This is a genomic window from Kribbella sp. ALI-6-A (genome assembly GCF_001984195.1).
In the GTDB taxonomy this organism is placed as follows: Bacteria; Actinomycetota; Actinomycetes; order Propionibacteriales; family Kribbellaceae; genus Kribbella.
On record NZ_MTQN01000010.1, the window covers coordinates 509297 to 533556 of the forward strand.

The following is a 24260-nucleotide window of genomic DNA, read 5'->3' on the forward strand; positions in this document are numbered from 1 at the left end:
CGTGTCAGCCGACCAGGTTGCGCAGCCACCCGACGCCGCCGTTGGCCATCGAGTCCCGGCTCGGACCGGCGAGGTTGTCGACCAGATGGAGATAGGTGACGGCCTGGTAGAGCGAGCCGACCCGGGCCGCCAGGTCGAGACCGTGACGCAGCGCGGGAAGCGGCGCGAAGTCCTGCCAGACGCCGAGGTAGGCGTCTTTCAGTGCCTGGCTGCCGGACAACAGGTTGCCCTCCTCCACGAACGTGACCAGGTCGAGGAACGGATGGGACACCGCCGCATCCGTCCAGTCGAAAGCGAAGGTGCGCTCGTCCCGTACGCCGACGTTGCCGGGGTGCAGGTCTCCGTGCAGCAGCGTCTCCGGTACGCCGATCGACGCCAGCTCGGCAACGGCCTCCCGCAGTTCGGGTTCTCGGCTGGAGAGCCGGTCGCGTTCTTCGCCGGTGAGTTGGGTGGTGAGTTCGTTCGAGCCGAGCACTCGCTCGAGCTCGCCGGCGAGGCGCCCGAGCCCGCGGTCGAAGCAGCTCATCGCGAGCAGGTCGCCGGGGGAGTCGGTGAAGCTGCGTTGCAACCGGGCGTGCGACCTCAGCGTGTCGATCCACAACCCGGCGCCGGCCTGCTGGGCGAGCGGCATCCCGAGGTCGGGCAGCAGCATCCAGACCCGGTCCTGGTCGACGGCGATCGGCCGGACCACCTGGCCGGGCCGCTCGGTCGAGAGGCGGTCGAGCAACTGCGGTTCGTGCGCGAACAACAGCGGTGCCGCGTCCGCCCGATCCAGCACGACGGTGCTGCGATGGGCCAAGGCCTTGAAGTACACGTCGCCGGTGGTGGTCGGCACCCGCAGGACGTTGGACAACCCCCACGACCGGACCTGCGCCGGAACTCCGGTGCGCTCGACGTGCCGGTCGATCCAGGCCAGCGCCCCGGCGTACCAGTCCGGTCGCGTCCAGGCGGGGGTGAGCGGTGCGTCCGGCGGGAGAGCGAGGTGCTCACGCGCTGCGTCGACCAATGGATGGTCGAAGTCCTGGACCCACCGCGCCTCGGCCGGTACGTCGCCCACGCAGGTCATCAGGTAGTTCGGCTCGGCGCCGAGGCACTGCAGCACGTACGCCTCGATCCCGAGCTGCTCACGAAAGGCCCGCAGCACCACGCCGACCTGGTGGAACCACAGCTTCTGCGCCGCCTCCACCCGGGGCAGGCCCGAGGGCAGCACCAGCACCGCCTGGTCCTCCGGGCGGATCACCACAGCCGTCGCTGTCATCAGGCCCGCATCGTAGGTGCCCAGGGCACCGGAGGTGTATCGAATATCCGAAAGCGACCCTTCGAGCCGCCAATGGCGGCGCACAGCCGCCGAACGGCTTTAGTGTGGGCTGGTGAGCATCAGTGCGGCGGAGATCGCCCGGGCAGCCGACCTCCTGCACGACGTCGTGGCGCCGACGCCGTTGGAGTACTCGCGGTGGTTGAGCGACCTGGTCGGCGGGGACGTCTTCCTGAAGTGCGAGAACCTGCAGCGGACCGGGTCGTTCAAGTTGCGCGGCGCGTACGTGCGGATGGCGCGGCTGTCGAAGCGGGAGAAGGCGCGCGGCGTGGTCGCGGCCAGCGCCGGCAACCACGCGCAGGGGGTCGCGCTGGCCGCGCAGCTGCTCGGGATCAAGTCGACCGTGTTCATGCCGCACGGCGCGCCGATCCCGAAGGAGAAGGCGACCCGCGCGTACGGCGCGGACGTCCGGTTCGTCGGCACGTCGATCGACGACTGCCTGCGCGCGGCGCGGGAGTTCGAGGCCGAGACCGGGGCGATCCTGATCCACCCGTTCGACCACCCGGACATCGTCGCCGGACAGGCGACCGCCGGGCTGGAAATCGTCGAGCAGTGCCCGCAGGTCCGGACCGTCGTCGTACCGACCGGTGGTGGCGGACTGGTCGCCGGGATCGCGACCGCGATGCAGCGCGACGGGATCCCGATCAGCGTGGTCGGCGTCCAGGCCAAGGGCGCCGCGGCGTACCCGGCCTCGCTGGCGGCGGGGGCGCCGGTCGCGCTGGAGCGGATGAGCACGATGGCCGACGGGATCGCGGTCGGGCTGCCGGGCCAGGTGCCGTTCGCGGCGATCCAGGCCTACGTCGACGAGGTGCTCACGGTCGGCGAGGACTCGTTGTCGAAGGCCCTCTTGCTGGTGCTGGAACGCGCGAAGCTGGTGGTCGAGCCGGCTGGTGCGGCCGCGGTCGCCGCCGTACTGGACGATCCGTTGCGGTTCAAGCCGCCGGTGGTCGTGGTGCTGTCGGGTGGCAACATCGACCCGGTGCTGCTGATGCGCGTGCTGCGGCACGGCATGGCCGCGGCCAACCGGTACCTCTCGCTCCGGGTGCGCATCCCGGACACCCCGGGTGGTCTGGCTACGCTGCTGACCCGGCTCGCCGAGGTGGAGGCCAACATCATCGAGGTGCTGCACGAACGCATCTCCGAGACCCTCGACCTGGACGAGGTCGAGGTCGCGCTGCAGCTGGAGACCCGGGGTGAGGAACACCGGATGCGGGTATTGAACAGCCTGAGCAGCCACGGATACACCTACACGCTGAACTGATCGACACTGAACCGAGGAGCCCCCAAGTGAAGGTCGTCGCCCTAGCGGCAGCAGCTTTGTTGTTGACCACCGCCTGTACGCCGGGGTCGGACACCCCGGAGGGCGGCGCGAGCGCGCCGAGCTCGGTGAAGACCGACGCGGCCTCGCTGGGCGACGTCACCCTGACCGTGTGGGACCAGGAGGTCCGGGGCGGTCAGGCGGCGCAGATGGCCGAGCTGAACAAGCAGTTCGAGGCGAAGTACCCGAACATCAAGCTGAAGCGCGTGTCCCGGTCGTTCGACGACCTGAAGACCACGCTGCGGCTCGCGCTGTCCGGCAACGACGCCCCGGACGTCGTCCAGGCCAACAACGGTCGCTCCGACATGGGCGAGTTCGTCAAGGCCGGTCAGCTCGTCCCGCTGGACGAGTGGGCCAAGGCCTACGACTGGGGCAGCCGCTACCCGGCGTCGGTGTTGCAGTACTCGCGCTACTCCGCCGACGGCAAGACGTTCGGCGAGGGCAACCTCTACGGGCTGCCGCAGGTCGGTGAGGTGGTGGGCCTCTACTACAACAAGGAGAAGCTGACCAAGCTCGGTGTGCAGCCGCCGACCACCTGGGCGGAGTTCGAGGACGCGCTGGCCAAGGCGAAGGCCGCCGGTGAGGTCCCGATGCAGCTCGGCAACCTGGACAAGTGGCCGGCCATCCACGTCTTCGGCACCGTGCAGGACAAGGCGACGCCGGCCGACCAGATCACCACGCTCGCCTTCGGCCGCTCCGGCGCGTCCTGGAAGACGCCGGAGAACACCAAGGCCGCCGAGAACCTGGTCTCCTGGGTGGACAAGGGCTACTTCAACTCCGGCTTCAACGGTCAGGGCTACGACCCGGCCTGGCAGGCCTTCGGCAAGGGCAGCGGCGTCTTCCTGATCGCCGGCACCTGGTTGCAGGCCGACCTGCAGAAGGCGCTCGGCACCAAGGTCGGCTTCATGCTGCCGCCCGGCCCCGACGCGAACGCCAAGCCGGTCGTCACCGGTGGCACCGGTCTGCCGTTCGCGATGACGAACAAGGCGAAGAACAAGGACGCCGCCGCGGCGTACATCAACTTCATCACCAGCCCGGACGCGATGAAGGTGCTCACCGCCACCGGTAACCTGCCGATCGCCGACACCGGCAAGCAGCAGGCGCCGGCCGGGCTGGCCAAGGACGTCTTCGCCGCCTTCGGTACGGCGGTCGACCAGGAGGGCCTGGTGCCGTACCTGGACTACGCGACGCCGACGATGTACGACACGCTCGGCGCGGCGCTGCAGGACCTGATGGCCAAGAAGGCGACGCCGGAGCAGTTCCTGGACAAGCTGGAGGCCGACTACAGCAAATTCGCCGGCAAGTGAGTTCACCGCCCGGCGAGCCCCGCAAGATCGGGTACCTCTACCTCCTGCCGGCCCTGGTCGTCTACGGACTGTTCCTGCTCTACCCGCTGGGCCGGGCCGTGCACCTGTCGCTGTTCGAGTGGGACGGCATCTCGCTCGGCAAGTTCGTCGGCCTGAGCAACTACGCCGACGTGGTCGCCGACGCCGGCCTGCGGGCGGCGTTCGGGCACGCGCTGGTGCTGATCGTCTTCTACTCGGTGCTTCCGGTCGTGATCGGGCTCGCGCTCGCGTCGGTGCTGCAGCGCGCCCGGGTGCGCGGCCTGGCGTTCTTCCGGACCGTCGTCTTCCTGCCGCAGGTGGTCGCGATGGTCGTGGTGGCCGTTGCCTGGCGCCACATCTACGCGCCGGACGGACCGCTGAACGACGTACTGCGGGCGGTGGGCCTGGACGGTCTCGCCCGCGGTTGGCTCGGGGACTACACGTTCGCGCTGCCGGCCGTCGGGGTGATCGGGACGTGGTTCGAGACCGGCCTGGTCACCGTGCTGTTGCTGGCCGGCATGGCGCGGATTCCGCGTGAGCGGTACGAGGCCGCCCGGCTGGACGGTGCCGGGTCGGTGGCCGAGTTCTTCGCGGTCGTGCTGCCTGCCGTCCGGGGCGAGATCGCGGTCGCGGTGACCTTGACCGTGATCGCCGCGCTGCGCACCTTCGACCTGGTCTACGTGACCACCAGCGGCGGACCGGGCAACTCGACCAGCGTTCCGTCGTACGAGGTGTACCACCGGGCGTTCGAGCTCGGGCAGGTCGGCTCGGCGGCCGCGATCGGGGTCTGCCTGACCGTGCTGATCTTCGTGATCACGCTCGGCGTCAACCGGATCGCCGATCGGGGTACGGCGTGAGGGCGCCGGCGGCCGAGCGGTTCGGCAACTACCTGCTGCTGATCGTGTTCGGGTGCTTCGCGCTGGCGCCGATCGTGTCGATCGTCGTCGCGGCGCTCGGGCCGGACGACGGGGGCAGCGGGTCCAGCGGGCTGGGCAACTTCGGCAAGGCGTGGGAGATCGGGCACTTCGGCACGTACCTGCGGATGAGCCTGCTGGTCTCGGTGTCCGTGGTCGTCGCCAGCGTGCTGCTGTCGATCCTGAGCGGGTACGCGTTCGGCACGATGCGGTTCCGGGGCGCGGGCGTGCTGTTCTACCTGTTCCTGCTGGGCATCATGATGCCGACCGAGGCGATCGTCGTCCCGCTGTACTTCGACCTGCGCACGCTCGGCCTGACCGACACGTACTGGGCGGTGGCGTTGCCGCAGGTCGCCCAATCCGTTGCCTTCGGCACCTTCTGGATGCGGGCCTACTTCCGGTCGTCGAGCCGGTCACTGGTCGAGGCGGCGCGGCTCGACGGGGCCGGGCACTGGCGCACGCTGTGGCAGGTCCTGGTCCCGCCGGCCCGCCCGGCGCTGGTGACGCTGATCGTGCTGGTGTTCATGTGGACGTGGAACGAGTTCCTGATCCCGCTGGTGATGGTGACGAGCGAGTCGCTGCGCACGGCGCCGCTCGGGCTCGCGTTCTTCTCCGGCCAGTACACGTCGGGCTTCACGCTGCTGGCCGCGGGCGCGGTGATTGTCGGGCTGCCGGTCGTGCTGGTCTACGCGTTCCTGCAGCGGCACTTCATCGCCGGCATGCTGGAAGGCGCCGTACGGGAGTAGTTGGTTACTCGCAGGACTTGAGCAGCGGAGCGTGCAGCCGCTCGGCGAGGACCCGGCGCTGGGTCGGCTGCGCCTCCGTCTGGCGGCTGAGCCCTTCGGCGGTCAGCCGGACGTTGATCGCGCGCCGGTCCTCGGAGCACATCAGCCGCTCGACCAGCCCGGCGGTCTCCAGCCGGCCGATCACGCGGGACAGCGCGCTCTGGCTCAGGTGCACCGACTTGGCGATGGTCTGGACCTTGGCGGACTGCTCCGGCAGCTCGGCCAGGCGCTCCAGCACCTCGTACTCACTCATGCCCAGGGCATGGCCCGCCTGCAGCTCACGGTCGAGCGCGCAGCTCAGATCCGCGTGCCGGGCGAGCAGCTCGCGCCACTCTCGGACATCGGCGGTGGTCTCACCAGGACCAGCGCTGACCTTCGTCTCGGTCATGGCGGCGACGTTATCATGCACGCGCATTCAATGCAACTGCAATTAATGCCTAGACATTAGATGCACGTGCATGCAAAGCTCTGTGCTTGTGACACAGACAACGCACACACCAGCACCGGCCCGGATGACCTGGGACGCCCGCCTGTGGGGCGCCCTCCTGGTCGTCTGCGGCGTGATCTTCCTCGACGGCCTGGACGTGTCCATGGTCGGCATGTCCCTGCCCGCGATCGGCGCCGACCTCGGCGTTTCGCTCTCCTCGCTGCAGTGGGTCGTCACCGGCTACGTGCTCGGGTACGGCGGACTGCTGCTGCTCGGTGGCCGGACCGCCGACCTGCTCGGCCGCCGCCGGGTCTTCCTGGTCGCGCTGGCCGTCTTCGGCGTCGTCTCGATGCTGAGCTCCCTGGCCACCAACCCCGAACTGCTCATCGGCGCGCGGTTCGTGAAGGGCGTCGCCGCGGCGTTCACCGCGCCGGCCGCGCTCTCGATCATCACCACCACCTTCCACGAGGGCCCGGACCGCAACCGCGCCCTCAGCATCTTCACCACCTGCGCCGCCAGCGGCTTCTCGATGGGCCTGATCCTGGGCGGCGCGCTGACCGAGGTCGGCTGGCGCTGGACCTTCCTGATGCCCGGCCCGGTCGCGCTGATCGTGTTCCTGTTCGCGCTCAAGCTGATCCCGAACAGCCCGCGCGACGACACCGCCGGCGGCTACGACGTGCCCGGCGCGATCACCGTGACGGCCGGCATGCTGTCGCTGGTGTACGCCGTGGTCGGCGCGGAGCACGCCGGGTGGGCCTCGGTCCAGACAATCGGCCTGTTCGTGCTGTCGGCGGCGCTGCTGACGGCGTTCGTGCTGATCGAACAGCGGACCAAGCACCCCCTGGTCCGGCTCGGCATCCTGCGGTCGCCCTCGCTGCGGCGGGCCAACCTGGCCATCCTGACCGTGTTCGGCGCGTACGTCGCGTTCCAGCTGGTCGGCACGCTCTACCTGCAGAACCTGCTCGGCTGGTCGTCGTTCGAGACCGCGCTGGGCTTCCTCCCGGCCGGCCTGCTGGTCGCCACGCTGTCGCCGAACGCCGGCAAGCTGGCCGACCGGATCGGCACCGAGCGGATGATCGTCGCCGGGATGGCGCTGTTCGTCGTCGGCTACGCGCTCTCGCTGCGGATCGGGCCGGAGTCGGCGTACTGGGCGACGGTCTTCCCGACCATCATGCTGATCGGTCTGGGCTTCGCGATCGCGTTCCCGGCGCTGAACATCCAGGCGACGAACGGCGTACCGGACCACGAGCAGGGGCTGGCGTCCGGGCTGTTCAACACCTCCAACCAGGTCGGTGGCGCGATCGTGCTCGCCATCGTCACCGCGGTGATCAGCGGCCAGTCGGCAGGCGTGACCGCGCCGGCGGGCATGCTGTCGGCGTACAAGCCGGCACTCGCGGTGGTCACCGGGATCGCGGCACTCGGGCTGCTCATCGCGCTCACGGGACTGCGCGGTCTCAAGGCCCGGCGCGCGGCCGAGGCCGCCGAGGCGTCGGAGCTCGAGGCGGTCCAGCGCGAGCTGGCCAAGGAGGAGATGGAGCCGGTCGTCTGATACCGGCAGCAACCGGCTCCGCGCGGAGCCGCTGAAGGTATATGCCGCAGTGCGGGTCCCGGGCTACTCCGCCGGAACCCGCACTGCTGTGTTCCGTGGGTTGTGCTCGGGCCGGGTGGGCACTTGATAGGCATCCCGACACCCGCCCGATCGGAGTTCACCGTGGTCCGCTGCCTGCTCGACGCGTTGTCCCGACGCGCCGGAAAGGTGGGTTGACGATGGCCGGCCCGATCCGGAAAGGCAGCCTGCTGGCGAAGCGCTACCGGCTGCTCGATTCGCTCGGCCGTGGCGGCATGGGCGTCGTCTGGCACGCCCGCGACGAGGTGCTCGGCCGCGAGGTCGCGGTCAAGGAGGTGCTGCTGCCGCCGGAGCTTCCCGAGGAAGAGCAGGCGGTGATGCGCGAACGGACGCTGCGTGAGGCCCGCTCGGCGGCGCGACTGAGTCACCCGAACGTCGTCACCGTGTACGACGTGGTCGAGGAGGACGGGCGGCCGTGGATCGTGATGGAGCTGGTCAAGTCCCGCACGCTCGCCCAGGCGATCCGCGACGACGGCCCGCTGCCGTGGCGCGAGGTCGCGCTGATCGGCGTGCAGGTGCTGGAGGCGTTGCAGGCTGCGCATGCTGCCGGGGTTCTGCACCGCGACGTGAAGCCGAGCAACGTGCTGCTCGCCGAGGACGGTCGGGTGGTCCTGACCGACTTCGGGATCGCCAGCATGGAGGGCGAAACGACGCTGACCAGGACAGGGATGCTGGTGGGTTCGCCGGCGTTCATCGCGCCCGAGCGGGTGCGGGCGCGGGGTGCTGGTCCGGAGTCTGATCTGTGGTCGCTGGGTGCCACGCTGTACACGGCGGTGGAGGGGCGGCCTCCGCATGATCGCGGGGCGGCTCTTCCGACGCTGACGGCTGCGGTCACCGAGGCGCCTGACCCGGCGCCGTCGGCTGGTCCGCTGTGGCCGGCCATCGACGGTCTGCTGCGGAAAGAACCGGCTGAGAGGTTCACCGCTGACGAAGCGAGCCGGCTGCTGCAGCATGCGATCGGGTCGGCTGCGGTTCAGCCGGCCCCGCCGGCGGCCGCGGCTGCTGGTGGGATGGAGGACAGTGGCCAGCGGACGCGAGTGCTTCCGGTGCCGCCGATTTCCGCCGCGCCGGCCGCAGGTAGTACGCCGTCTGCGTCTGCTGCCGCCGAGCCTGCGGTTGGAGGTGGAGTTGCGGGTAACGTCCCTCCGTCGGCGGGGGCCGGTCCCGGTACATCCGGCGAGTTCAGCGTGGACAGCGCGACCGGTGCGGCCGCTGGTGGTGCAGCAGCTACCGCGGCCGGTGGCGGCGCTCCGCCGGCCGCGCCTGACTCCTGGACGCAACCCGCGCCTGCCTCTACGAAGACCGGTACGCCTGCTCGGCGGGTAGGGCTGGTGGTGCTGGCCTGTCTGGTGGTGGTCGGCGCCGTGGTCGGCTGGGTACTGCGGCCGACCGACGACGACCCCGGCAACCAAACGCCGCAGGCAGGTCAAAGCACGAGTACGACGCCCCGCGCCACCGGCTCGAGCAGTCCGGCTCCGTCGGCCAGTACGACGACGACCAAGTCCTCGGCGACCCCCGCGCCGACGACGAGCAAACCGGCCGCGACCACCAGCAGGCCCCCGACCACCACCACGTCGAGCGAGCCGCCGGCGACCGGCGTACCGGCTGGATTCCGGCGGCATACCGACTCGTCCGGGTTCTCGCTGCTGGTGCCGGCCGGGTGGTCCGTGGGGCGCGACGGGCAGCAGGTGTCGTTCCGCGAACCGGGCGGGTCGCGACTGCTGCTGATCGACCAGACCGACCAGCCGAAAGAGGACCCGGTCGCGGACTGGCGGCAGCAGGAACAGTCGCGCCGCGGCGGGTACACCGACTACCAGCGGATCCGGATCGAGGCGGTCGACTACTTCGACAAGGCGGCCGACTGGGAGTTCACCTATGCGGCCCGTTCCGGGCGGCAGCACGTGCTGATCCGTGGAGCGGTGACCAGCGACGACCAGGCGTACGGGATCTACTGGTCCACGCCCGAGTCGCAGTGGGACGCCAGCCGGGCGCTGTTGCGCACGATCACCGACTCGTTCCGGCCGGCGTCCTGACCCTCAGCGCCGGGTTCGGGACAGTTGGGGGCGATCCCTTATTGGTTTGAACCCTTTCGGGTGCTGGACTGGAGCACATGAGCAACCAGAGCGATTACGACCGCCGGGTCAAGGACATCCTCGACCGGGTCGCCCAGGGCCACCTTTCCAGTGACGAGGCCGCGACGCTGATCGCCGCCCTCGCCCCGACCGCTCCGGTTGCCGACCAGGCTGCCACCAACCAGCCTTCGACCGGTACGGCGAGCAGCCAGCCTTCGGCCGGGACGGCGACCAGCCGGCCTTCGGCCGGTGCGGCGACCGACCAGCCTTCCGCCGGAACGGCGAACCGGGAGCCTGCCGGGGACGACGTACCGTCCGCTTCGGTCTGGGCCGAGGTCGTCGACTCCCCGGACGCCGCCGACGCGGTCCCGGGACCGAAGCCTGCGGCCGGGGGTGAAACCCAGGAGCGTCCGGCTTCCGCGCCGAGCGGCTCGGTCCCGACTAGCTCGACCGCGGGCGGCTCGGTCCCGACCGGCTCCGCCGCGGGCGGTTCTGGCCCGACCGGTTCCGCCGCGGGCGTCTCCGGTGCGGCGACCGGCAACGACCAGACCGGCGGCGGCTCCGGCGTACAGGACAGCGTGGTCGACGAGGCCCCGGCCGGCGAGGCCGAGGAGGAAGAGGTCGAGCACAGCAACGTCCCGGTGCCGTCCGGCGTACGGCGGGTGACGATCCGGGCGGTCGGCCGGCGGGTGCGGCTGATCGGCGAGTCGGCGATCACCGGGGTCGCGGTGGACGGTCCGCACGTGATCAAGCGGGACGGCGACACGCTGTCGATCAACAGCGAGGGCGACATGGGGGTGTCGCTGGACGGGTTCAGCATGCTGCGCAACCCGACCGACCTCAAGGCGCACGTGAACGGCTTCGCCAGGGAGCTGTCGATCCGGGTCAACCCGATGCTCGAGGTCGAGGTCGAGGTGACCGGCGGCAGCGTCGCCGCCGAGCGCCTGCCGGGGCTCACCCGGGTCCGCGTGACGGCCGGTACGGCGAAGGTGACCGACGTCGACGGCCCGATCGACCTGCTCGTCCAGGCCGGCTCCGCGCACCTCGACGCCCAGATCACCAAGGGCCGCTCCCGCGTCCGCGTCGAGTCCGGCGCCGCCACGGTCAACCTGCGCCGCGGTTCCGACGTCCGCGTCCACACCGAGTCCCAGCTCGGCCGGGTCACCTGGGCCGGCGCGGTCAACGGCCACTCCAAGGACGTCGAGATCGGCCGCGGCCGAGCCGCCCTCGACGTCGAGGTCCTGGTCGGCACCGCCCAGATCACCTCCGACTGACCCCGTACGCCGAACGGCAGCGCCGACCCCTTCGCGCCGCCGTACGGTTCGCCGCCCCTCCACTCTCCGCCTTTGAGCACCCCTCAGCCGCGGGCTCACGCGAGCGGCGGCTGAACGGTGCTCAAAGTCGCCTTCGGGAGTGGGGACGAGCGGCGCCGGGGGGAGTGGAACGGGGGCGGGCGGCTCAGGCTTCGGTGGTTGTTGGCGCGGGAATGGTCCGCAGCGTGCGGAACGGGGAGAACACCAGCCAGCTCGTGCCCAGCAGCGTCGCGGCGCCGGCGATCCACAGGGTCGGGCGGAGGCCGAAGAGCGTGCCGAGGGTGCCGCCGAGCAGGCTGCCGACGGGCATCGCGCCCCAGCTGACGAACGACATCGTGGCGCTGACCCGGCCCTGGAGTTCGGGTGGGCAGACGCGTTGGCGGGTGCTGACCTGCAGGATGTAGCCGACGATGATGCAGATCGCGGCGAGCAGCGTCGAGGCGACGTACCAGGTCAGGGCCCAGCCGGGGTTGGTGAGTGGCTGCAGGAGGATGGCGATGCCGAGGCCGATCGCCGCGACGAGCTGCGCGCGGGCGTCGCCGAGCCGGCGGCTGAGGGGTTCGGTGAACGCGGAGGCGGCGATCGCGCCGAGCAGGCCGATCATGCTGAGCAGGCCGATGGTGGCGGGGGAGAGGTGGACCTCGCGGACCAGGAACACGACCATCACCGCCGAGCTGGCCGCCTGGAAGAGCATCGTGGTCGCCGTGTTGAGCACGAGCGGCCGCAGCAGCGGATGGCGGAAGACGTAACGCAGGCCCTCGCCGATCTCCCGCCGCAGGTTGCGGTGCTCGGGCGCGGGCGGCCGGGCTTCCGGCGTACGGATCGAGCGCAGCCACAGTGCTGACCAGAGGAATCCGACCGCGTTGAGCCCGATCGTCGCCGCCGCCGACAACCACTGCACGAGCACACCGCCGGCTCCCGCGCCGACGACCGCGGCCACGGAGTGGTTCGCCGCGAGCCGTGCGTTGCCCGGCAGCAGCTGGTCAGGCGACAGCAAACGCGGCGGATACGAGCTGTGCGCGACGTCGAACAGCACGGTCAGCATCCCCGCCAGCGCCAGTACGACGTACAGCTGCGGCAACCCCAGTACGCCGAACGCCGCCGCCACCGGAATCGACCCGAACAGCACCGCCCGCCCGAGATCCGCCGCCACCAGCACCGGCAGGCAGCGCACCCGATCGACCCACGCCCCGGCGAACAGTCCCAGCACCAGCCACGCGGCGGTCTCGCAGGTGCGCAGCAGCGACACCTGGAACGTCGACGCGTCGAGCGTGAGCACTGCCAGCAGCGGGATCGCCATCATGCCCAGCCGGGCGCCGAGCTGGCTCAGCAGATCGGCGATCCACAACCGGCGGAAGTCGGGATGACTCAGGATTCCTCGGCCCATGCGGGGACGGTAGACCGGGAAGTTGAGCCTTGTCGACTCAATGTAAACAAAGTTGAGCCTCTAGAACTCAACTTCACGCTCATGCAGAATAGTTGCACGGGCTTATATAGCTGCTAACGTATTTAGCCAGCGAGAAAAGGCTCGAAATCTGTCGGCGGTCTCCGCCAAGATGACCTGCATCACACCTAGGAGGGGGCGGCTCTGATGGCTGCTGTCGAGGCGACCGGCCTCGTGAAGACGTTCAGATCGCGCAAGAACACGGTCAAAGCGCTGGACGGGATCGATCTGGAAGTGCCCGAAGGCACCGTGCTCGGCCTGCTCGGGCCGAACGGCGCGGGCAAGACGACCACGGTCCGCGTGCTGACCACCCTGATGGCGCCCGACGCCGGCAGTGCGCGGGTGCTCGGGCACGACGTGGTGAAGGAGGCCGACACCGTCCGGCAGCTGGTCGGGCTGTCGGGGCAGTACGCCGCGGTCGACGAACTGCTCACCGGCCGGGAGAACCTGTGGATGTTCGGCCGGCTCTATCGGCTGAGCAGCCAGCAGGCCAAACAGCGGGCCGACGAGCTGCTGGAGATCTTCGACCTGACCGACGCCGCGGACCGGATCCTCAAGACCTACTCCGGCGGCATGCGGCGACGGCTCGACCTGGCCGGATCGCTGATCGCGCACCCGAAGGTGCTGTTCCTCGACGAGCCGACCACCGGGCTCGACCCGCGCAGCCGGCTCGACCTGTGGCAGATCATCCGCGACCGGGTTCGTGAGGGCGTCACGATCCTGCTCACCACGCAGTACCTGGAAGAGGCCGACGAGCTGGCCGACAGCATCGCCGTGGTCGACCACGGGTCGGTGATCGCCCGCGGCACCGCGGACGAGCTCAAGGCCAAGGTCGGCGGCGAGCGGATCGAGGTGGTCGTGCACGAGCCGGGCGACACCACCCGCGCGCTCGAGCTGCTGACGACCGCGCTGGCCGTGACCGATCCCGAGGCGACCTCGCTCGACGAGCACAGCAAGCGGGTCACGCTGCCGGCGCCGGGCGGATCGGCCGCGCTGGTCGAGGTGATCCGCACGCTGGACGCCAACGGGATCCGGATCGCCGACATCGGTCTGCGCCGGCCGACCCTGGACGACGTGTTCCTGTCGCTGACCGGGCACGCCACCGACAACCCCGACACCGGGGCCGACGAGTCCGCTTCGGCGGCCGCGAAGGGCCGCGCATGAGTACGACGTACGCCGCGACTCGCGGAGAGGGGATCGAGGAATGAGCACCGACGTGACGCCGACCAGGCCCGCCGAGGCCGGGCAGCAGAGCCCGTTCGCCCGGGCCGTGTCCGACGCGGGCATCCTGGCCTGGCGGACGCTGAAGCGGATCCCGCGGACGCCGGACATGCTGATCTACGCGACCATCCAGCCGATCATGTTCGTGCTGCTGTTCGCCTACGTGTTCGGCAACGCGATCCCGATCCCGGGCTTCCCGGGGGCGCGCGCCTACCGGGAGTTCCTGATGTCCGGGATCTTCGCCCAGACGATGGCCTTCGCGGTCGCCTCGGCCAGCGTCGGGCTGGCCGACGACATGTCGAAGGGGCTGATCGACCGGTTCCGGTCGCTGCCGATGGCACGGTCGGGCGTGATCGCCGGGCGGGTGATCGGCGACGTGGTGTTCAACGCGTTCGTGATGCTGGTGATGGTGATCTGCGGCTTCATCGTCGGCTGGCGCTGGCACAACGGCTTCGGCCAGGCGATGGCGGCGTTCGCGATCCTGCTGCTGTTCGCGTTCGCGATGCTCTGGGTGGGCGCGCTGATCGGGTTGTCGGTCGGCAGCCCGGAGGTGGCCGCGTCGGCGGGGCTGATCTGGCTGTTCCCGCTGACCTTCCTGTCCAACGCGTTCGTGCCGACGCCGAACCTGCCGAGCGCGCTGCAACCGGTCGCGGAGTGGAACCCGATCTCCTCGATCGTGGCCGCGTGCCGGCATCTGTTCGGCAACCCGTCGCCGTTCGCCAGCCCGGACGGGTTCCCGGCGCAGCACCCGGTCTGGCTCAGCCTGATCTGGTGCGCGGTGATCATCGGTGTCTTCGCGCCGCTGGCCGTGCGCAAGTACCGCCGGACGACCGGGCACTGACCGCACGACCAGGACAAAACAACACCAGCGAAAAACAACAGTGCCCCGGTGGTTTTCCACCGGGGCACTCTTGTGCGTTTTCGGCGGTCAGCCCTTGAAAGGCTCCGCGGCGACGATCTCGACCGTGACGTCCTTGCCGTTCGGGGCCTCGTAGGTGGCCTTCTCGCCCTTCTTCTTGCCCAGAATGGCGGAACCGAGCGGGGACTGCGGAGAGTACACGTCGATGTCGACCGAGGCGTCCAGCGCCAGCAGCTCCCGGGAGCCGAGCAGGAAGGTCTCCACCTCGTCGTCACCGGCGAACTTGATCGACACCTTCATGCCGGGCTCGACCTTGCCGCCGGGCTTGGGGGTCTCGCCGACCTGGGCGCGACGCAGCATGTCTTCCAGCTGGCGGATCCGGGCCTCGATCTTGCCCTGCTCGTCCTTGGCGGCGTGGTAGCCGCCGTTCTCCTTCAGGTCGCCCTCGTCGCGGGCGTCGCTGATCCGCTGGGTGATCTCGGCGCGGGCCGGGCCCTTCAGGTGCTCGAGCTCGGACTTCAGCTGGTCGTAGCCATCCTGTGTCAGCCAGACAACGCTGTCCTGAATGTTCTGCGTCACGGGCTGCTCCTTTGTCGATGGGATGGGTCGGAAATACTCAAGGCCGCCGTCGTCGACGGCGACCAATCCTCCGAGCGTAGCAAGAACAGGGCCGGAACCCCACAGTTCTTTGCCCCCACAAGCATTTGACGAGCGCTGACGTCACCCCACAGGCAATCGCTTGCCTACGCTCGCGATGGAATACCGGTCCGTACTCCGGACGCTCTGGTACCCGCCCGTAGTCCCGGCCGATCAGTGCGGGCGGGCCATGTCGGCGGTCGTGCAGCCGATCAGCACCACCGAGGTCGCCGCGCGCTGCGTGGTCAGCTTGGCCGGCAACGTCTGCTCCCGGGGGGAGTCGGCCGGCACCGTCAGCGTCAGCTCGCCGACGATCGAGAAGTCGGCCGCCTTGGCCTGCAGCCGGCACGACGCCTCGACCGACTTGCGCCGTTCCACCTGGATCGTCGCCGTGGCCGTGGTGTCCGAGGGGATGTCGAACGCCAGCAGCCGCGACGACACCGGCGGCGTGGACTGGACGAACGCGACCCGGACCAGCCAGACCAGCGCGGCCACCGCGAGTACGCCGATCACCGCCATCAGCAGCAGGGGGCGGCGGCCGCGCGGCGTACGGCCGTAGCGGGCGTCCAGGTCGGTCGCGGCTGGGTCGGTCAACGGTTCTCCTCGGGCTTGGAGGACCATTGTGTCTTGTGACCGAAGATCTTCGCCTGTTGCATGTCCATGCCCACCCCGACGACGAGTCCAGCAAAGGTGCCGCCTCCACCGCGAAGTACGTGGCCGAAGGCGTCGACGTGATGGTGGCCACCTGCACCGGCGGTGAACGTGGCTCGATCCTGAACCCGAAGATGGACCGGCCCGACGTGCTGGCGAACATGACCGAGATCCGCCGCAAGGAGATGGACGCGGCCCGGGAGATCCTCGGCATCCGGCAGGAGTGGCTGGGCTGGGTCGACTCGGGCTACCCCGAGGGCGATCCGCTGCCGCCGCTGCCGGAGGGCTGCTTCGGGCTGATGAAGGTGGAGGACGCCGCCGCACCGCTGGTGAAGCTGATCCGGGAGTTCCGCCCGCAGGTCGTCACGACGTACGACGAGAACGGCGGTTACCCGCACCCCGACCACGTGATGTGCCACCAGATCAGCGTCGCCGCGTTCGAGGCGGCCGGGGACCCCGACGCCTACCCGGAGCTGGGCGAGCCGTGGCAGCCGCTGAAGCTGTACTACCACCACACCTTCCACTTCGAGCGGATGAAAGCACTGCACGACGCGATGCTGGCTCGCGGCCTCGAATCGCCGTACGCCGAACGCCTGAAGGAGTGGAAGCCGGACCCGGAGAACGAGCGCCGGATCACCACCCGGGTCGAGTGCGCGGAGTACTTCGGGGTCCGGGACCGGGCGCTGCTGGCGCACGCGACCCAGATCGATCCGGACGGGTCCTGGTTCAGCGTGCCGCTGGAGGTGCACCAGGCGGCCTGGCCCACCGAGGACTACGAACTGGCCCGCAGTCTGGTCGAGTCCGAGCTCCCCGAGAACGACCTGTTCGCGGGGCTGCGCTGACGGCGGGTGGCGACGGTGAGACACTGGCCTGGTGACCGCGACGACCCTTCTTCAGACGACCGCACCCCTGGCGGGCGAGATCGACCCGAACACGGTGCGGCCGGGCTGGGTCGCCCTGCTGATCGTGCTGGCGCTCGGTGCCGCCACGGCGTTGCTGATGCGGAACATGGGCAAGCAGCTGAAGCGGATCGACTTCGATCCCACCGCTGGGCAGCCGACCCGCTCCGACGACGCTGCGGACGGCCCAGCACCGTCCGGCGACCAGCCGAGCAAGGACACTGGCTCGGCGGCCGCTGCCGAGCCGGCGACGACTGAGCCCAAGGCCGCCAAGTCACCGGACGACGTCAACCGCTGACCCCGGGTCGACCACCGGCCCGGGCCGGCGGTCGGTGCCCAAGGCAACGGGTCGGCGACGTTCGGTGACACCAGGGCAACGATTCGTCATGGGCTGAGTCACGAGATGGTGTCGCTGGCCCCGAGCGTGAGGTAGCTCACCCTATAGTGAGCGCGTGTTCAACTGCGCCCACGGCGGGAACGGTCGGTGACCGCGACCCGCGCCGCCCGGCACCGGATGCCCGGACGTCTGGTCGCGGGTGGCCTGGCGGCGCTGGTGGTGGCCGCGATCGCCTTGGTGATCGGGATTTTCGCGTCCGGCAGTGAACCGACCGAGGGCGTGCTCGGCATCGGTGGCCCGGGTGTGTTCGTCAAATGGCTGCTGCCGTTCCTCCGGCTGATCTCCACGCTGGCGACGGTCGGCTGTGCCGGCGCCCTGCTCGCCGCCGTCGTGCTGCTCCGCACCGACGGCGGCCCGCTCGGCACCCAGGGCCGGCGGGCGGTGCGGGACGCCAGCAACGCCGCGATCATCTGGGCGGTCGCGGCGTTCGCCGGGGCGGTCGTGTCGTCAGCGATCTTGCTCGACACCCCGGTCCGTCTGCTGCGCTACCGCGTCGACGAAGCGCTCGGCGTGCCCGAGATCAAGGCGCTGCTGATCACCGGCATCCTGGTTGTCGCACTGGCCGTCGGCATCCGCCAGGTCCAGACCGCGGCCGCAGCCGGACTCGGCGTACTGGTCGCCATCGCCGCGCTGCTTCCGCCGGTCCTGACCGCCTACCCGCGCAACGAGGCGTACGTCGACCTGGCGGGTGCGGCCCTGGTCCTGCATGTGGTGGCCGCGACGAGCTGGGTCGGTGGCCTGGCCGGCCTCGTCCGGTACGGCCGGGCCAGCCGCGACGGCCTGCCGTACGTGCTCGAACGCTTCAGCCAGGTCGCGCTGATCTCGTCGATCGTGGTCCTGCTCAGCGGTTTGCTCAGTGGCGCGGGCCGTCTCGCCGCCCAGGCCGGCGGCTTCGGCGAGGTCGTCGACGCGGCCACGACAGCGCCGTACGGGGGACTGCTGATCGCGAAGACGGTGGTCTTCGCGTTGCTGATCGTCGGTGGCTGGATTCATCGCCGCCAGATCGTCACCAACCTGATCGAGCCCGGTCCCAGCTTCTGGCGGCTGGTGGCCGTGGAGCTGTTGATCATGGCGGTTGCGCTCGGGCTGTCGGTCGCGTTGTCGCAGACCACTTGACGACCCGAACGGCTGCGCACGCTGGAGGGTGGTCGGTCAGTTCCCCACACCGAGGCGGGGCATGTGGGCCGTGGGATACCGATCCCCGCGGACCGCGCCGGGGGCAACGGCTCGGCCGATCGCGGCGAGGTCGTCCTCGGTGAGCAGCACCTCGGTCGCCCCGAGCGCTTCCGTCAGTCGCTCGCGCGATCGCGCGCCGACCAGCGGGACGATGTCGTCGCCCTGCGCCGCCACCCAGGCGATCGCCAGCTGCGCGACCGTACAGCCCTTGGCCTCGGCGAGGTCACGCAGGGGTTCGACGAGGGCAAGGTTGTGCTCGACGTTGCCGGGCGCGAACCGCGGGCTGAGGACGCGGTGATCGCCTGGGCCCGCGGAGTGCCCGGCCGACCAGTGTCCGGAGATCAGCCCGCGGCCCAGTACGCCGTACGCCGTCAGGCCGATCCCGAGCTCGCGCAGGAGCGGCAGGATCTCGGGCTCGACCGCCCGTGAGATCAGCGAGTACTCGATCTGCAGATCGCTGATCGGGTGCACGGCGTGGGCACGGCGGATCGTTTCCGCGTTCACCTCCGACAGTCCGACCGACCGCACGTACCCGGCCTCGACCAGCTCCTTGATCGCTCCGACCGTGTCCTCGATCGGCACCCGCGGATCGAGCCGGGCCGGCCGGTAGATGTCGACGTGGTCGGTGCCGAGCCGGTTCAGCGAGTACGTGAGGAAGTTCTTCACCGCCTCGGGGCGGCAGTCGAAGCCGCCGATCCCACCGCCTGGTGCGGTCAGCATGCCGAATTTCACGCTGAGCTGGTAGCTGTCCCGGTTCCGGCCCCGCAGGGCCTCGGCGAGCAGCAGCTCGTTGTGGCCGCCGGCGTAGAAGTCGCCGGTGTCGATCAGGGTGACGCCGGCCTCCAGCGCGGCGTGCACGGTGGCGATGCTCTCCGCGCGGTCGGTGACGCCGTAGGCGCCGGACATGCCCATCGCGCCCAGGCCCAGGTGGGAGACGACCGGTCCGCTCTTGCCGAGTTCTCGTGTCTGCACTGCAGGTCTCCTTTGTCGTTGCTCTTGGCATCAGCCTGGCTGGATGCGGCCGGCTGCGGGAGAGGAGAGTTCATCGTGGGAGCGGCGCTCCCTGGATCGGTGCGCGGCGGCAAGGGAGGATGGCGCCATGCAACGCGACGAGCTGGCGGACTTCCTGCGTCGTCGGCGGAAGGCGATCCGCCCCACCGACGTGGGAATCGCCGCGGGACCACGCCGCCGGACGGCGGGCCTGCGCCGCGAGGAGGTGGCCATGCTCGCCGGCATCTCCGTCGACTATGTGATCCGTCTGGAGCAGGGCCGAAGCAGCCAGCCGTCGACGCAACTGCTTGCTGCGCTGTCCCGGACGCTGCGGCTGTCCGACGATGAGCGCGACCACTTGTTCCACCTGGCCGGGCACCAGCCGCCGCCGGCCGAGGGAGCCGGGCGCCTCGCGCGGGCCGGCCTGATCCGCATGCTCGACCTGCTCGGTGACATCCCGGCCGCCGTGATGTCCGATCTGGGCGAGGTCCTGGCGCAGAACCGGACGTCCGTCCTGCTCACCGGAGACCAGACCCACTTCACCGGAGACCGTCGCTACCACGTGTACCGCTGGTTCACCGAGCCGGAAGTCTGGGCGACCCATCCGGCCGAGGAGCGCGAGCACCACGCGCGGGCCGTGGTCGCCGACCTCCGCGCCACGGCCGGCCGGCGCGCCGGCGACCCGGTCGTCCAGGGACTGGTCGACCGCCTGCTCGCGGCCAGCGAGGAGTTCGCCCGCCGCTGGTCCGAGCACCAGGTCGAGGTCCGCCGCGCCGACCGCAAGACCTTCGTCCATCCCCGGATCGGCAGCCTGCTGATGGACTGCGAAACCCTGGTCACGCCCGACCTCGGTCAGCAGCTGATCGTGCTCACCCCGGCCGACGCCGAGACCCGCGAACGTCTCGACCTGCTCCGCGTCGTCGGCGTCGAATCCTTCAGCACCGAGACGACGCGGTAACCGGATCCGTTGCCGAAAGCAACGGGGCGGCCAGTGCGTTCAGCACCGACCGCCCCCGCGCGGTCACCGCAGACCGAAGGCCCGGGTGATCGTCTGACTGATGCCACCGCCGTTGCGCTGCGTGGCAGTGACCCGAATCGAGACGTGCCCGGCTCGCGACGGGGCCTGCAGTCGTGCCTGCCAACTGCCCTTGTACTGCGTCAGTTCCTGCCGCCGCCAGGAGACGCCGTCGTCGTACGAGACCTCGAGCTCGACCTTGGCGACCGCATCCTCACGGGCGCTGCTGCCGAGCACAACGGGCTTCACGACGAAGACCGAGTTGCGCTTCGCCCGGCCCGCGGCATCGACGTCCGCGACGTAGTCGAGCTGCGCCAGCGGAAGAGGCTGGTTCTCGGCCTCGCCGGACGTGAACCGCCACTCGGTGCGCGTGGCCGTCGAGTACGGCGTCAGCTCGGGCTTGCCGACCGTGTCGACCACCAGCCGGTACGGACGCTTCTCCGGGGCCAGGCCGCCGACGCCGAAGTCCGGTCGCGGCCCGTTCTGCATCAGCAGCTCGTCGCCCTGGTAGAGCTTGAAGCTGCGCGTCATCAGCGAATCGCCGCTGTGTGCGGACCCGCCGTCACCGAAGCCGGCGATCATGCCGCCCATCGCGTTGCCGACCCGGTGCGGCACCTCGAACTCGACCATCCGCGGCCGGACGATCGGCCCGAACCACCGCTCGTTCTGCACACTGCGCGGTTGGTAACTCACGACGTCGGTGAAGGTCGACCAGCCGTCGATGCCCGCGTACTGCTGCCATTTGACGCCGGCCGACACCCAGTCGGTCCGATGCCCGGCGGCCGGCTTGCGCGGGAACTTCGGCGCGCGAACCATGCCGAACCCGGCGTACGGGTAGGCAGCCGGCCAGTGTTCGTACGCCGGGCTGTCCTCGCGGCTCTCCAGCACCTGCTGGCCGAGCGGCGGAGCGAAGTCGTTCTCGATCCGGGCGAGGCTGCCAGGATCCGTCTTCGCGGACGGGTCGTCCGGCACGATGCCCTGGTGGTAGTCGGCCAGGTCGTACAGGTACGCCGGTACGGGGTGCGCTTCGACCGTCAGCTCGGTCTTACCGGCGGCCTTGAGCTTGCTGATCAGGGCTTCGCCCTCGTCCACGGTGAGCGAGGCGGTCGGGATCGGCCCGGCCGTCCGGCCGTCCGGGTCGCCGTACCAGTCGCTCTTGCGGCCGTCGGTGTCGTTGACCACCAGGAGCATCGCCGCGCCCGCGGTGTGCGCCGCGGTCGCTTGTTCCAGCGCGGTCACGTCGGTGCTGCTCCGAACGACCACTGCCTTGCCGCGGGCGGACAGGCCGCTGTACTCGGCCGCCGTCCCGGTCCCGGCGAAGACGGCAGCGACGCGTGATCGGCCGGCCTGGAACGCGGGCGACCCGGGCTGCACCAGCAGCGTGTCGTCGAGGCTGCGGCCGCCGTACGTGATCTTCAGCGGCGTCTGCTCGGCGCGGAACCGGGTGGTGAAGAAGAAGCTGCCCTTCTGCACCTTGGTCCTGGTCGGGAGCGCCCACACGCTGTCGTACGCCGGGGGCGGCATCAGGATCTGGTGCAGGGCCTCCCGCTCGTTCGGATCCGGTGTAGTCAAGGCGAACGAGCGGAACAAGTCGATCCGGCCGGTGGTGACGGTGGTCGGCTGAGGAGTCTCGACCTTGACCTCACGCAGGCGCGAGCCGTCCAGGACGACGGTCCGGTCGGTGGTCAGGGTGACCTCGGGGGCCGTCAGGACGGCGAGACCGAGGGAGCGCGGGCCGTTGCGGCCCTGCACGTCGAGCGTCGAGACGACCGTGTAGGAACCAGGCGCCCACCGGCTGGTGATCTTGCCGTCCGGCGCCCACAAGATCGTGGTCCGGCCGTCCGCGCCGGTGATCTCGACCTCGCCACTGACCGGCTTGCCGGTCTTGTCCTTCAGGTGGACGGTCAGCGAGTGCTTCTCCGGCTCGACCGACAGTCCCACGGCCGTGTGCACGGTGCTGGTCGCGGAACGCGCGAGGACCTGGGCGGAGTACCGGCCGGGCGCCAGACCCTGCGGCTTCGCGACGAGACCGACCGTCGAGGTGCCGTTCGCCGGGACGGTGACCTGGTTGGCCGCGAGCGTGAAGACCCCGGCAGGCGAGGCGCCGCGGTCGGTCGACAGCTGCAGCGTGATGGCGCGGTCCGTGGTGTTGCGGTAGGTGATCTGCCGCTTGACCGGCGTACGGTCCGGGCGCGGTGACCAGGCGACGAGTCCGGCGTCCACCGATCCGGTGGCGACGATCTGACCACGCAGGTAGGCCGCGGCGACGTCCAACCGCCCGGTGCCTCCCTCGTACGGCGAGTAGGCGGGCGTCAGCGCGGTCGTGCTCATCAGCGCGTCCTTGATCTGCTGCCCGGTCCAGTTCGGGTGTTCACCGGCCAGCAGCGCGGCGGCCCCGGCGACATGCGGAGCGGCCATCGACGTACCGCTGTCGGTGCGGTAGAAGCCCTCACCGCCGTCGTCCACCTGCTGCGACCGCGCGGCCAGTACGTCGACGCCCGGCGCGGTCAGGTCGGGCTTGAGCCCGTCGTCGAGCATCCGCGGCCCGACGCTGGAGAAGCCGGCGAGCTGGTCGGACGTGTCCACCGCGCCGACGGTCAGGGCGGCGTCCGCGGTTCCCGGGGCGCTCACGGTGTACGGCGTGTTGCCGGAGTTGCCCGCGGCGATGACGAACAGCGCGGCGGTCTCGGCACTCAGCCGGTTGACCGCCTGGCTCAGCGGATCGTCCTGCGTGTGCCAGGCCGCCGTCCCCAGGCTCATGTTGATCACCTTGGCGCGCTCGGTCCGCACCGCCCACTCCATCCCGGCGATGATGCCGGAGATCGGCCCGGACCCGTTGTCGCCGAGCACCTTGCCCACCACCAGGTCCGCGCCCGGGGCGACACCGCGTTCCTTGCCGTCCGACGCGGCGCCGGTCCCGGCGACGGTCGACGCGGTGTGTGTGCCGTGGCCGTTGCGGTCGACCACTTCCTCACCGTCGACGAAGCTCCGGCTGGCCACGACGCGCTGCGCCAGGTCGGGATGCGTGGCGTCCACCCCCGAGTCCAGTACGGCGACGCGAACGCCGGCGCCGGTGGCTCCCGTCTTCCACACCTCCGGGGCGCCGATCTGCGCCGTCGTGTCGGCGAGCAGCGCCTTCGCCTTGCCGTCGAGCCAGATCCGGTCGATCCCGGCGGCGAAGGCCGGAGTCGTACTGGTTCCGGGCTGTACGCGGCGAGCGGCCGACGCGCTCGTCAGGGTCGTCCACAAGGAGGCGACCCGCGACCGCTCGGCGTGAACCGCCGCACCCCCGACGGAACGGAGTTGCCGCGCCACGCGCACCCCCGGCAGCGCGGGCCCCGCGGAGCGCGAGCGCCCGGCCGAGTCCGGCGCGAGGGTGGACCCGCCCGGCGCGCTGGTGACGATCAACGGAAGGTCCTTCATCCGGGCGTTGTCGTAGCCCTGGGTGACCAGTTCGCTGACGTTGAAGAGCTGCTTGTCGAGTCGTCCGGCCGCGACATAAGCCATGGCCTCGTCGGGATAGACGAAGGTGTCGCCGGCCTCGACGCTGACCTTCACCGCGCCGGTGGACCGCGGAGCGCGCTGCACGGCCTGCACCGACACCGCCCTGCCCGGCCCCTTGGCGACCGTCACCTTGTCGCCGGTGATCAGCGTCAGCTCGAGCGGTTCGTCAGGTGAGACAGCGGATGCGGCCGCTGTGGGCGGTGGAGGCTCAGCGCCGGCCTGCACGGGCGCGGCCACGCCGGCAACGAGCAGAAGTGCTGCGACCGGCAGGAGCTGCCGGCGAACAGAAGAACGACGCACGGTGTCCTCCGGGGATCAGGGGTGACCGCATCCGATCAGCCGGAAGGTGACGTGTAAACGAATTGGCCAATC

Annotated in this window: 20 protein-coding genes; 13 read left to right on the top strand and 7 right to left on the bottom strand. The window is 70.4% G+C overall.

Features of this window, described 5'->3' with window-relative positions; translation table 11 throughout:
- Positions 1–4 precede the first annotated feature (4 nt).
- On the bottom strand, positions 5–1258 hold the full coding sequence (locus BWI15_RS16790; protein ID WP_083750817.1) for a phosphotransferase: 1254 nt from the start codon (positions 1256–1258) through the stop codon (positions 5–7).
- Between the two features lie 112 nt (positions 1259–1370).
- Here BWI15_RS16790 and ilvA point away from each other — a divergent pair, with 112 nt between their 5' ends.
- The 4 genes from ilvA to BWI15_RS16810 are packed head-to-tail and all read left to right on the top strand — an operon-like array spanning position 1371 to position 5618.
- Positions 1371–2576, top strand: a complete 1206-nt coding sequence (gene ilvA, locus BWI15_RS16795; protein WP_077015341.1) for a threonine ammonia-lyase — start codon at positions 1371–1373, stop codon at positions 2574–2576.
- A 26-nt stretch (positions 2577–2602) separates the two neighbouring features.
- Positions 2603–3940 (top strand): extracellular solute-binding protein, encoded by a 1338-nt coding sequence (locus tag BWI15_RS16800; protein WP_077015342.1) that lies wholly within the window; start codon positions 2603–2605, stop codon positions 3938–3940.
- The gene (locus tag BWI15_RS16805) at positions 3937–4815 is read left to right on the top strand and encodes a carbohydrate ABC transporter permease (protein WP_077015343.1); all 879 of its coding nucleotides are present in this window, start codon (positions 3937–3939) and stop codon (positions 4813–4815) included. Before BWI15_RS16800 ends, BWI15_RS16805 begins: the two co-directional genes overlap by 4 nt.
- The gene (locus BWI15_RS16810) at positions 4812–5618 is read left to right on the top strand and encodes a carbohydrate ABC transporter permease (RefSeq protein WP_077015344.1); all 807 of its coding nucleotides are present in this window, start codon (positions 4812–4814) and stop codon (positions 5616–5618) included. The genes BWI15_RS16805 and BWI15_RS16810 overlap by 4 nt, the downstream gene beginning before the upstream one ends.
- Positions 5619–5622: 4 nt before the next feature.
- Here the strand turns inward: BWI15_RS16810 and BWI15_RS16815 are convergent, their stop codons facing one another.
- Positions 5623–6045: a MarR family winged helix-turn-helix transcriptional regulator gene (locus BWI15_RS16815; RefSeq protein ID WP_077015345.1), complete on the bottom strand. Its 423-nt coding sequence runs from the start codon at positions 6043–6045 to the stop codon at positions 5623–5625.
- An 88-nt stretch (positions 6046–6133) separates the two neighbouring features.
- Between BWI15_RS16815 and BWI15_RS16820 the strand changes: the two genes are divergently transcribed.
- From BWI15_RS16820 to BWI15_RS16830, 3 genes are all read left to right on the top strand, one after another.
- On the top strand, positions 6134–7633 hold the full coding sequence (locus tag BWI15_RS16820) for an MFS transporter (RefSeq protein ID WP_143465646.1): 1500 nt from the start codon (positions 6134–6136) through the stop codon (positions 7631–7633).
- Between the two features lie 218 nt (positions 7634–7851).
- Positions 7852–9744 (top strand): serine/threonine-protein kinase, encoded by a 1893-nt coding sequence (locus BWI15_RS16825; protein ID WP_077015347.1) that lies wholly within the window; start codon positions 7852–7854, stop codon positions 9742–9744.
- Between the two features lie 77 nt (positions 9745–9821).
- The gene (locus BWI15_RS16830; protein ID WP_077015348.1) at positions 9822–11057 is read left to right on the top strand and encodes a hypothetical protein; all 1236 of its coding nucleotides are present in this window, start codon (positions 9822–9824) and stop codon (positions 11055–11057) included.
- A gap of 184 nt (positions 11058–11241) precedes the next feature.
- On the opposite strand, the gene BWI15_RS16835 is transcribed toward BWI15_RS16830, so the two are convergent.
- Positions 11242–12483: an MFS transporter gene (locus BWI15_RS16835; protein ID WP_077015349.1), complete on the bottom strand. Its 1242-nt coding sequence runs from the start codon at positions 12481–12483 to the stop codon at positions 11242–11244.
- A 204-nt stretch (positions 12484–12687) separates the two neighbouring features.
- Here BWI15_RS16835 and BWI15_RS16840 point away from each other — a divergent pair, with 204 nt between their 5' ends.
- Together BWI15_RS16840 and BWI15_RS16845 are read left to right on the top strand one after the other, a co-directional pair.
- Positions 12688–13704, top strand: a complete 1017-nt coding sequence (locus tag BWI15_RS16840) for an ATP-binding cassette domain-containing protein (protein ID WP_077015350.1) — start codon at positions 12688–12690, stop codon at positions 13702–13704.
- A gap of 40 nt (positions 13705–13744) precedes the next feature.
- Positions 13745–14602 carry an ABC transporter permease gene (locus tag BWI15_RS16845; protein ID WP_077015351.1) on the top strand — a complete coding sequence of 286 codons (858 nt, stop codon included), beginning with the start codon at positions 13745–13747 and terminating at the stop codon, positions 14600–14602.
- 87 nt (positions 14603–14689) lie between these two features.
- On the opposite strand, the gene greA is transcribed toward BWI15_RS16845, so the two are convergent.
- Complete coding sequence (gene greA, locus BWI15_RS16850) at positions 14690–15199, bottom strand: transcription elongation factor GreA (RefSeq protein ID WP_077015352.1); 510 nt, start codon at positions 15197–15199, stop codon at positions 14690–14692.
- Between the two features lie 231 nt (positions 15200–15430).
- Positions 15431–15850 carry a DUF4307 domain-containing protein gene (locus tag BWI15_RS16855; RefSeq protein ID WP_077015353.1) on the bottom strand — a complete coding sequence of 140 codons (420 nt, stop codon included), beginning with the start codon at positions 15848–15850 and terminating at the stop codon, positions 15431–15433.
- Between the two features lie 35 nt (positions 15851–15885).
- Here BWI15_RS16855 and mca point away from each other — a divergent pair, with 35 nt between their 5' ends.
- The 3 genes from mca (at position 15886) to BWI15_RS16870 (ending at position 18319) form a co-directional block, all read left to right on the top strand.
- A complete protein-coding gene (gene mca / locus BWI15_RS16860) occupies positions 15886–16749 on the top strand; it encodes a mycothiol conjugate amidase Mca (RefSeq protein ID WP_077015354.1) in 864 nt (287 codons plus the stop codon).
- A gap of 31 nt (positions 16750–16780) precedes the next feature.
- The gene (locus BWI15_RS16865; RefSeq protein ID WP_077015355.1) at positions 16781–17104 is read left to right on the top strand and encodes a hypothetical protein; all 324 of its coding nucleotides are present in this window, start codon (positions 16781–16783) and stop codon (positions 17102–17104) included.
- 186 nt (positions 17105–17290) lie between these two features.
- Positions 17291–18319 (top strand): copper resistance D family protein, encoded by a 1029-nt coding sequence (locus BWI15_RS16870; protein WP_237771312.1) that lies wholly within the window; start codon positions 17291–17293, stop codon positions 18317–18319.
- Positions 18320–18355: 36 nt separating this feature from the next.
- Here BWI15_RS16870 and BWI15_RS16875 read toward each other — a convergent pair whose 3' ends face one another.
- Positions 18356–19351: an aldo/keto reductase gene (locus tag BWI15_RS16875; protein ID WP_077015356.1), complete on the bottom strand. Its 996-nt coding sequence runs from the start codon at positions 19349–19351 to the stop codon at positions 18356–18358.
- Positions 19352–19478: 127 nt separating this feature from the next.
- Here BWI15_RS16875 and BWI15_RS16880 point away from each other — a divergent pair, with 127 nt between their 5' ends.
- Complete coding sequence (locus BWI15_RS16880; RefSeq protein ID WP_077015357.1) at positions 19479–20327, top strand: helix-turn-helix transcriptional regulator; 849 nt, start codon at positions 19479–19481, stop codon at positions 20325–20327.
- Positions 20328–20390: 63 nt separating this feature from the next.
- Here the strand turns inward: BWI15_RS16880 and BWI15_RS16885 are convergent, their stop codons facing one another.
- Positions 20391–24188: a S8 family serine peptidase gene (locus BWI15_RS16885; protein WP_202817671.1), complete on the bottom strand. Its 3798-nt coding sequence runs from the start codon at positions 24186–24188 to the stop codon at positions 20391–20393.
- Positions 24189–24260 lie beyond the last annotated feature (72 nt).

What these genes read in the sequence shown, in the direction of transcription:
- BWI15_RS16825 (WP_077015347.1), top strand. Translation starts at nt 7,852, where the DNA reads ATGGCCGGCCCGATCCGGAAAGGCAGCCTGCTGGCGAAGCGCTACCGG.
- BWI15_RS16840 (WP_077015350.1), top strand. Translation starts at nt 12,688, where the DNA reads ATGGCTGCTGTCGAGGCGACCGGCCTCGTGAAGACGTTCAGATCGCGC.
- BWI15_RS16880 (WP_077015357.1), top strand. Translation starts at nt 19,479, where the DNA reads ATGCAACGCGACGAGCTGGCGGACTTCCTGCGTCGTCGGCGGAAGGCG.
- BWI15_RS16835 (WP_077015349.1), bottom strand. Translation starts at nt 12,483, where the DNA reads ATGGGCCGAGGAATCCTGAGTCATCCCGACTTCCGCCGGTTGTGGATC.
- BWI15_RS16815 (WP_077015345.1), bottom strand. Translation starts at nt 6,045, where the DNA reads ATGACCGAGACGAAGGTCAGCGCTGGTCCTGGTGAGACCACCGCCGAT.
- BWI15_RS16790 (WP_083750817.1), bottom strand. Translation starts at nt 1,258, where the DNA reads ATGACAGCGACGGCTGTGGTGATCCGCCCGGAGGACCAGGCGGTGCTG.
- BWI15_RS16830 (WP_077015348.1), top strand. Translation starts at nt 9,822, where the DNA reads ATGAGCAACCAGAGCGATTACGACCGCCGGGTCAAGGACATCCTCGAC.
- BWI15_RS16845 (WP_077015351.1), top strand. Translation starts at nt 13,745, where the DNA reads ATGAGCACCGACGTGACGCCGACCAGGCCCGCCGAGGCCGGGCAGCAG.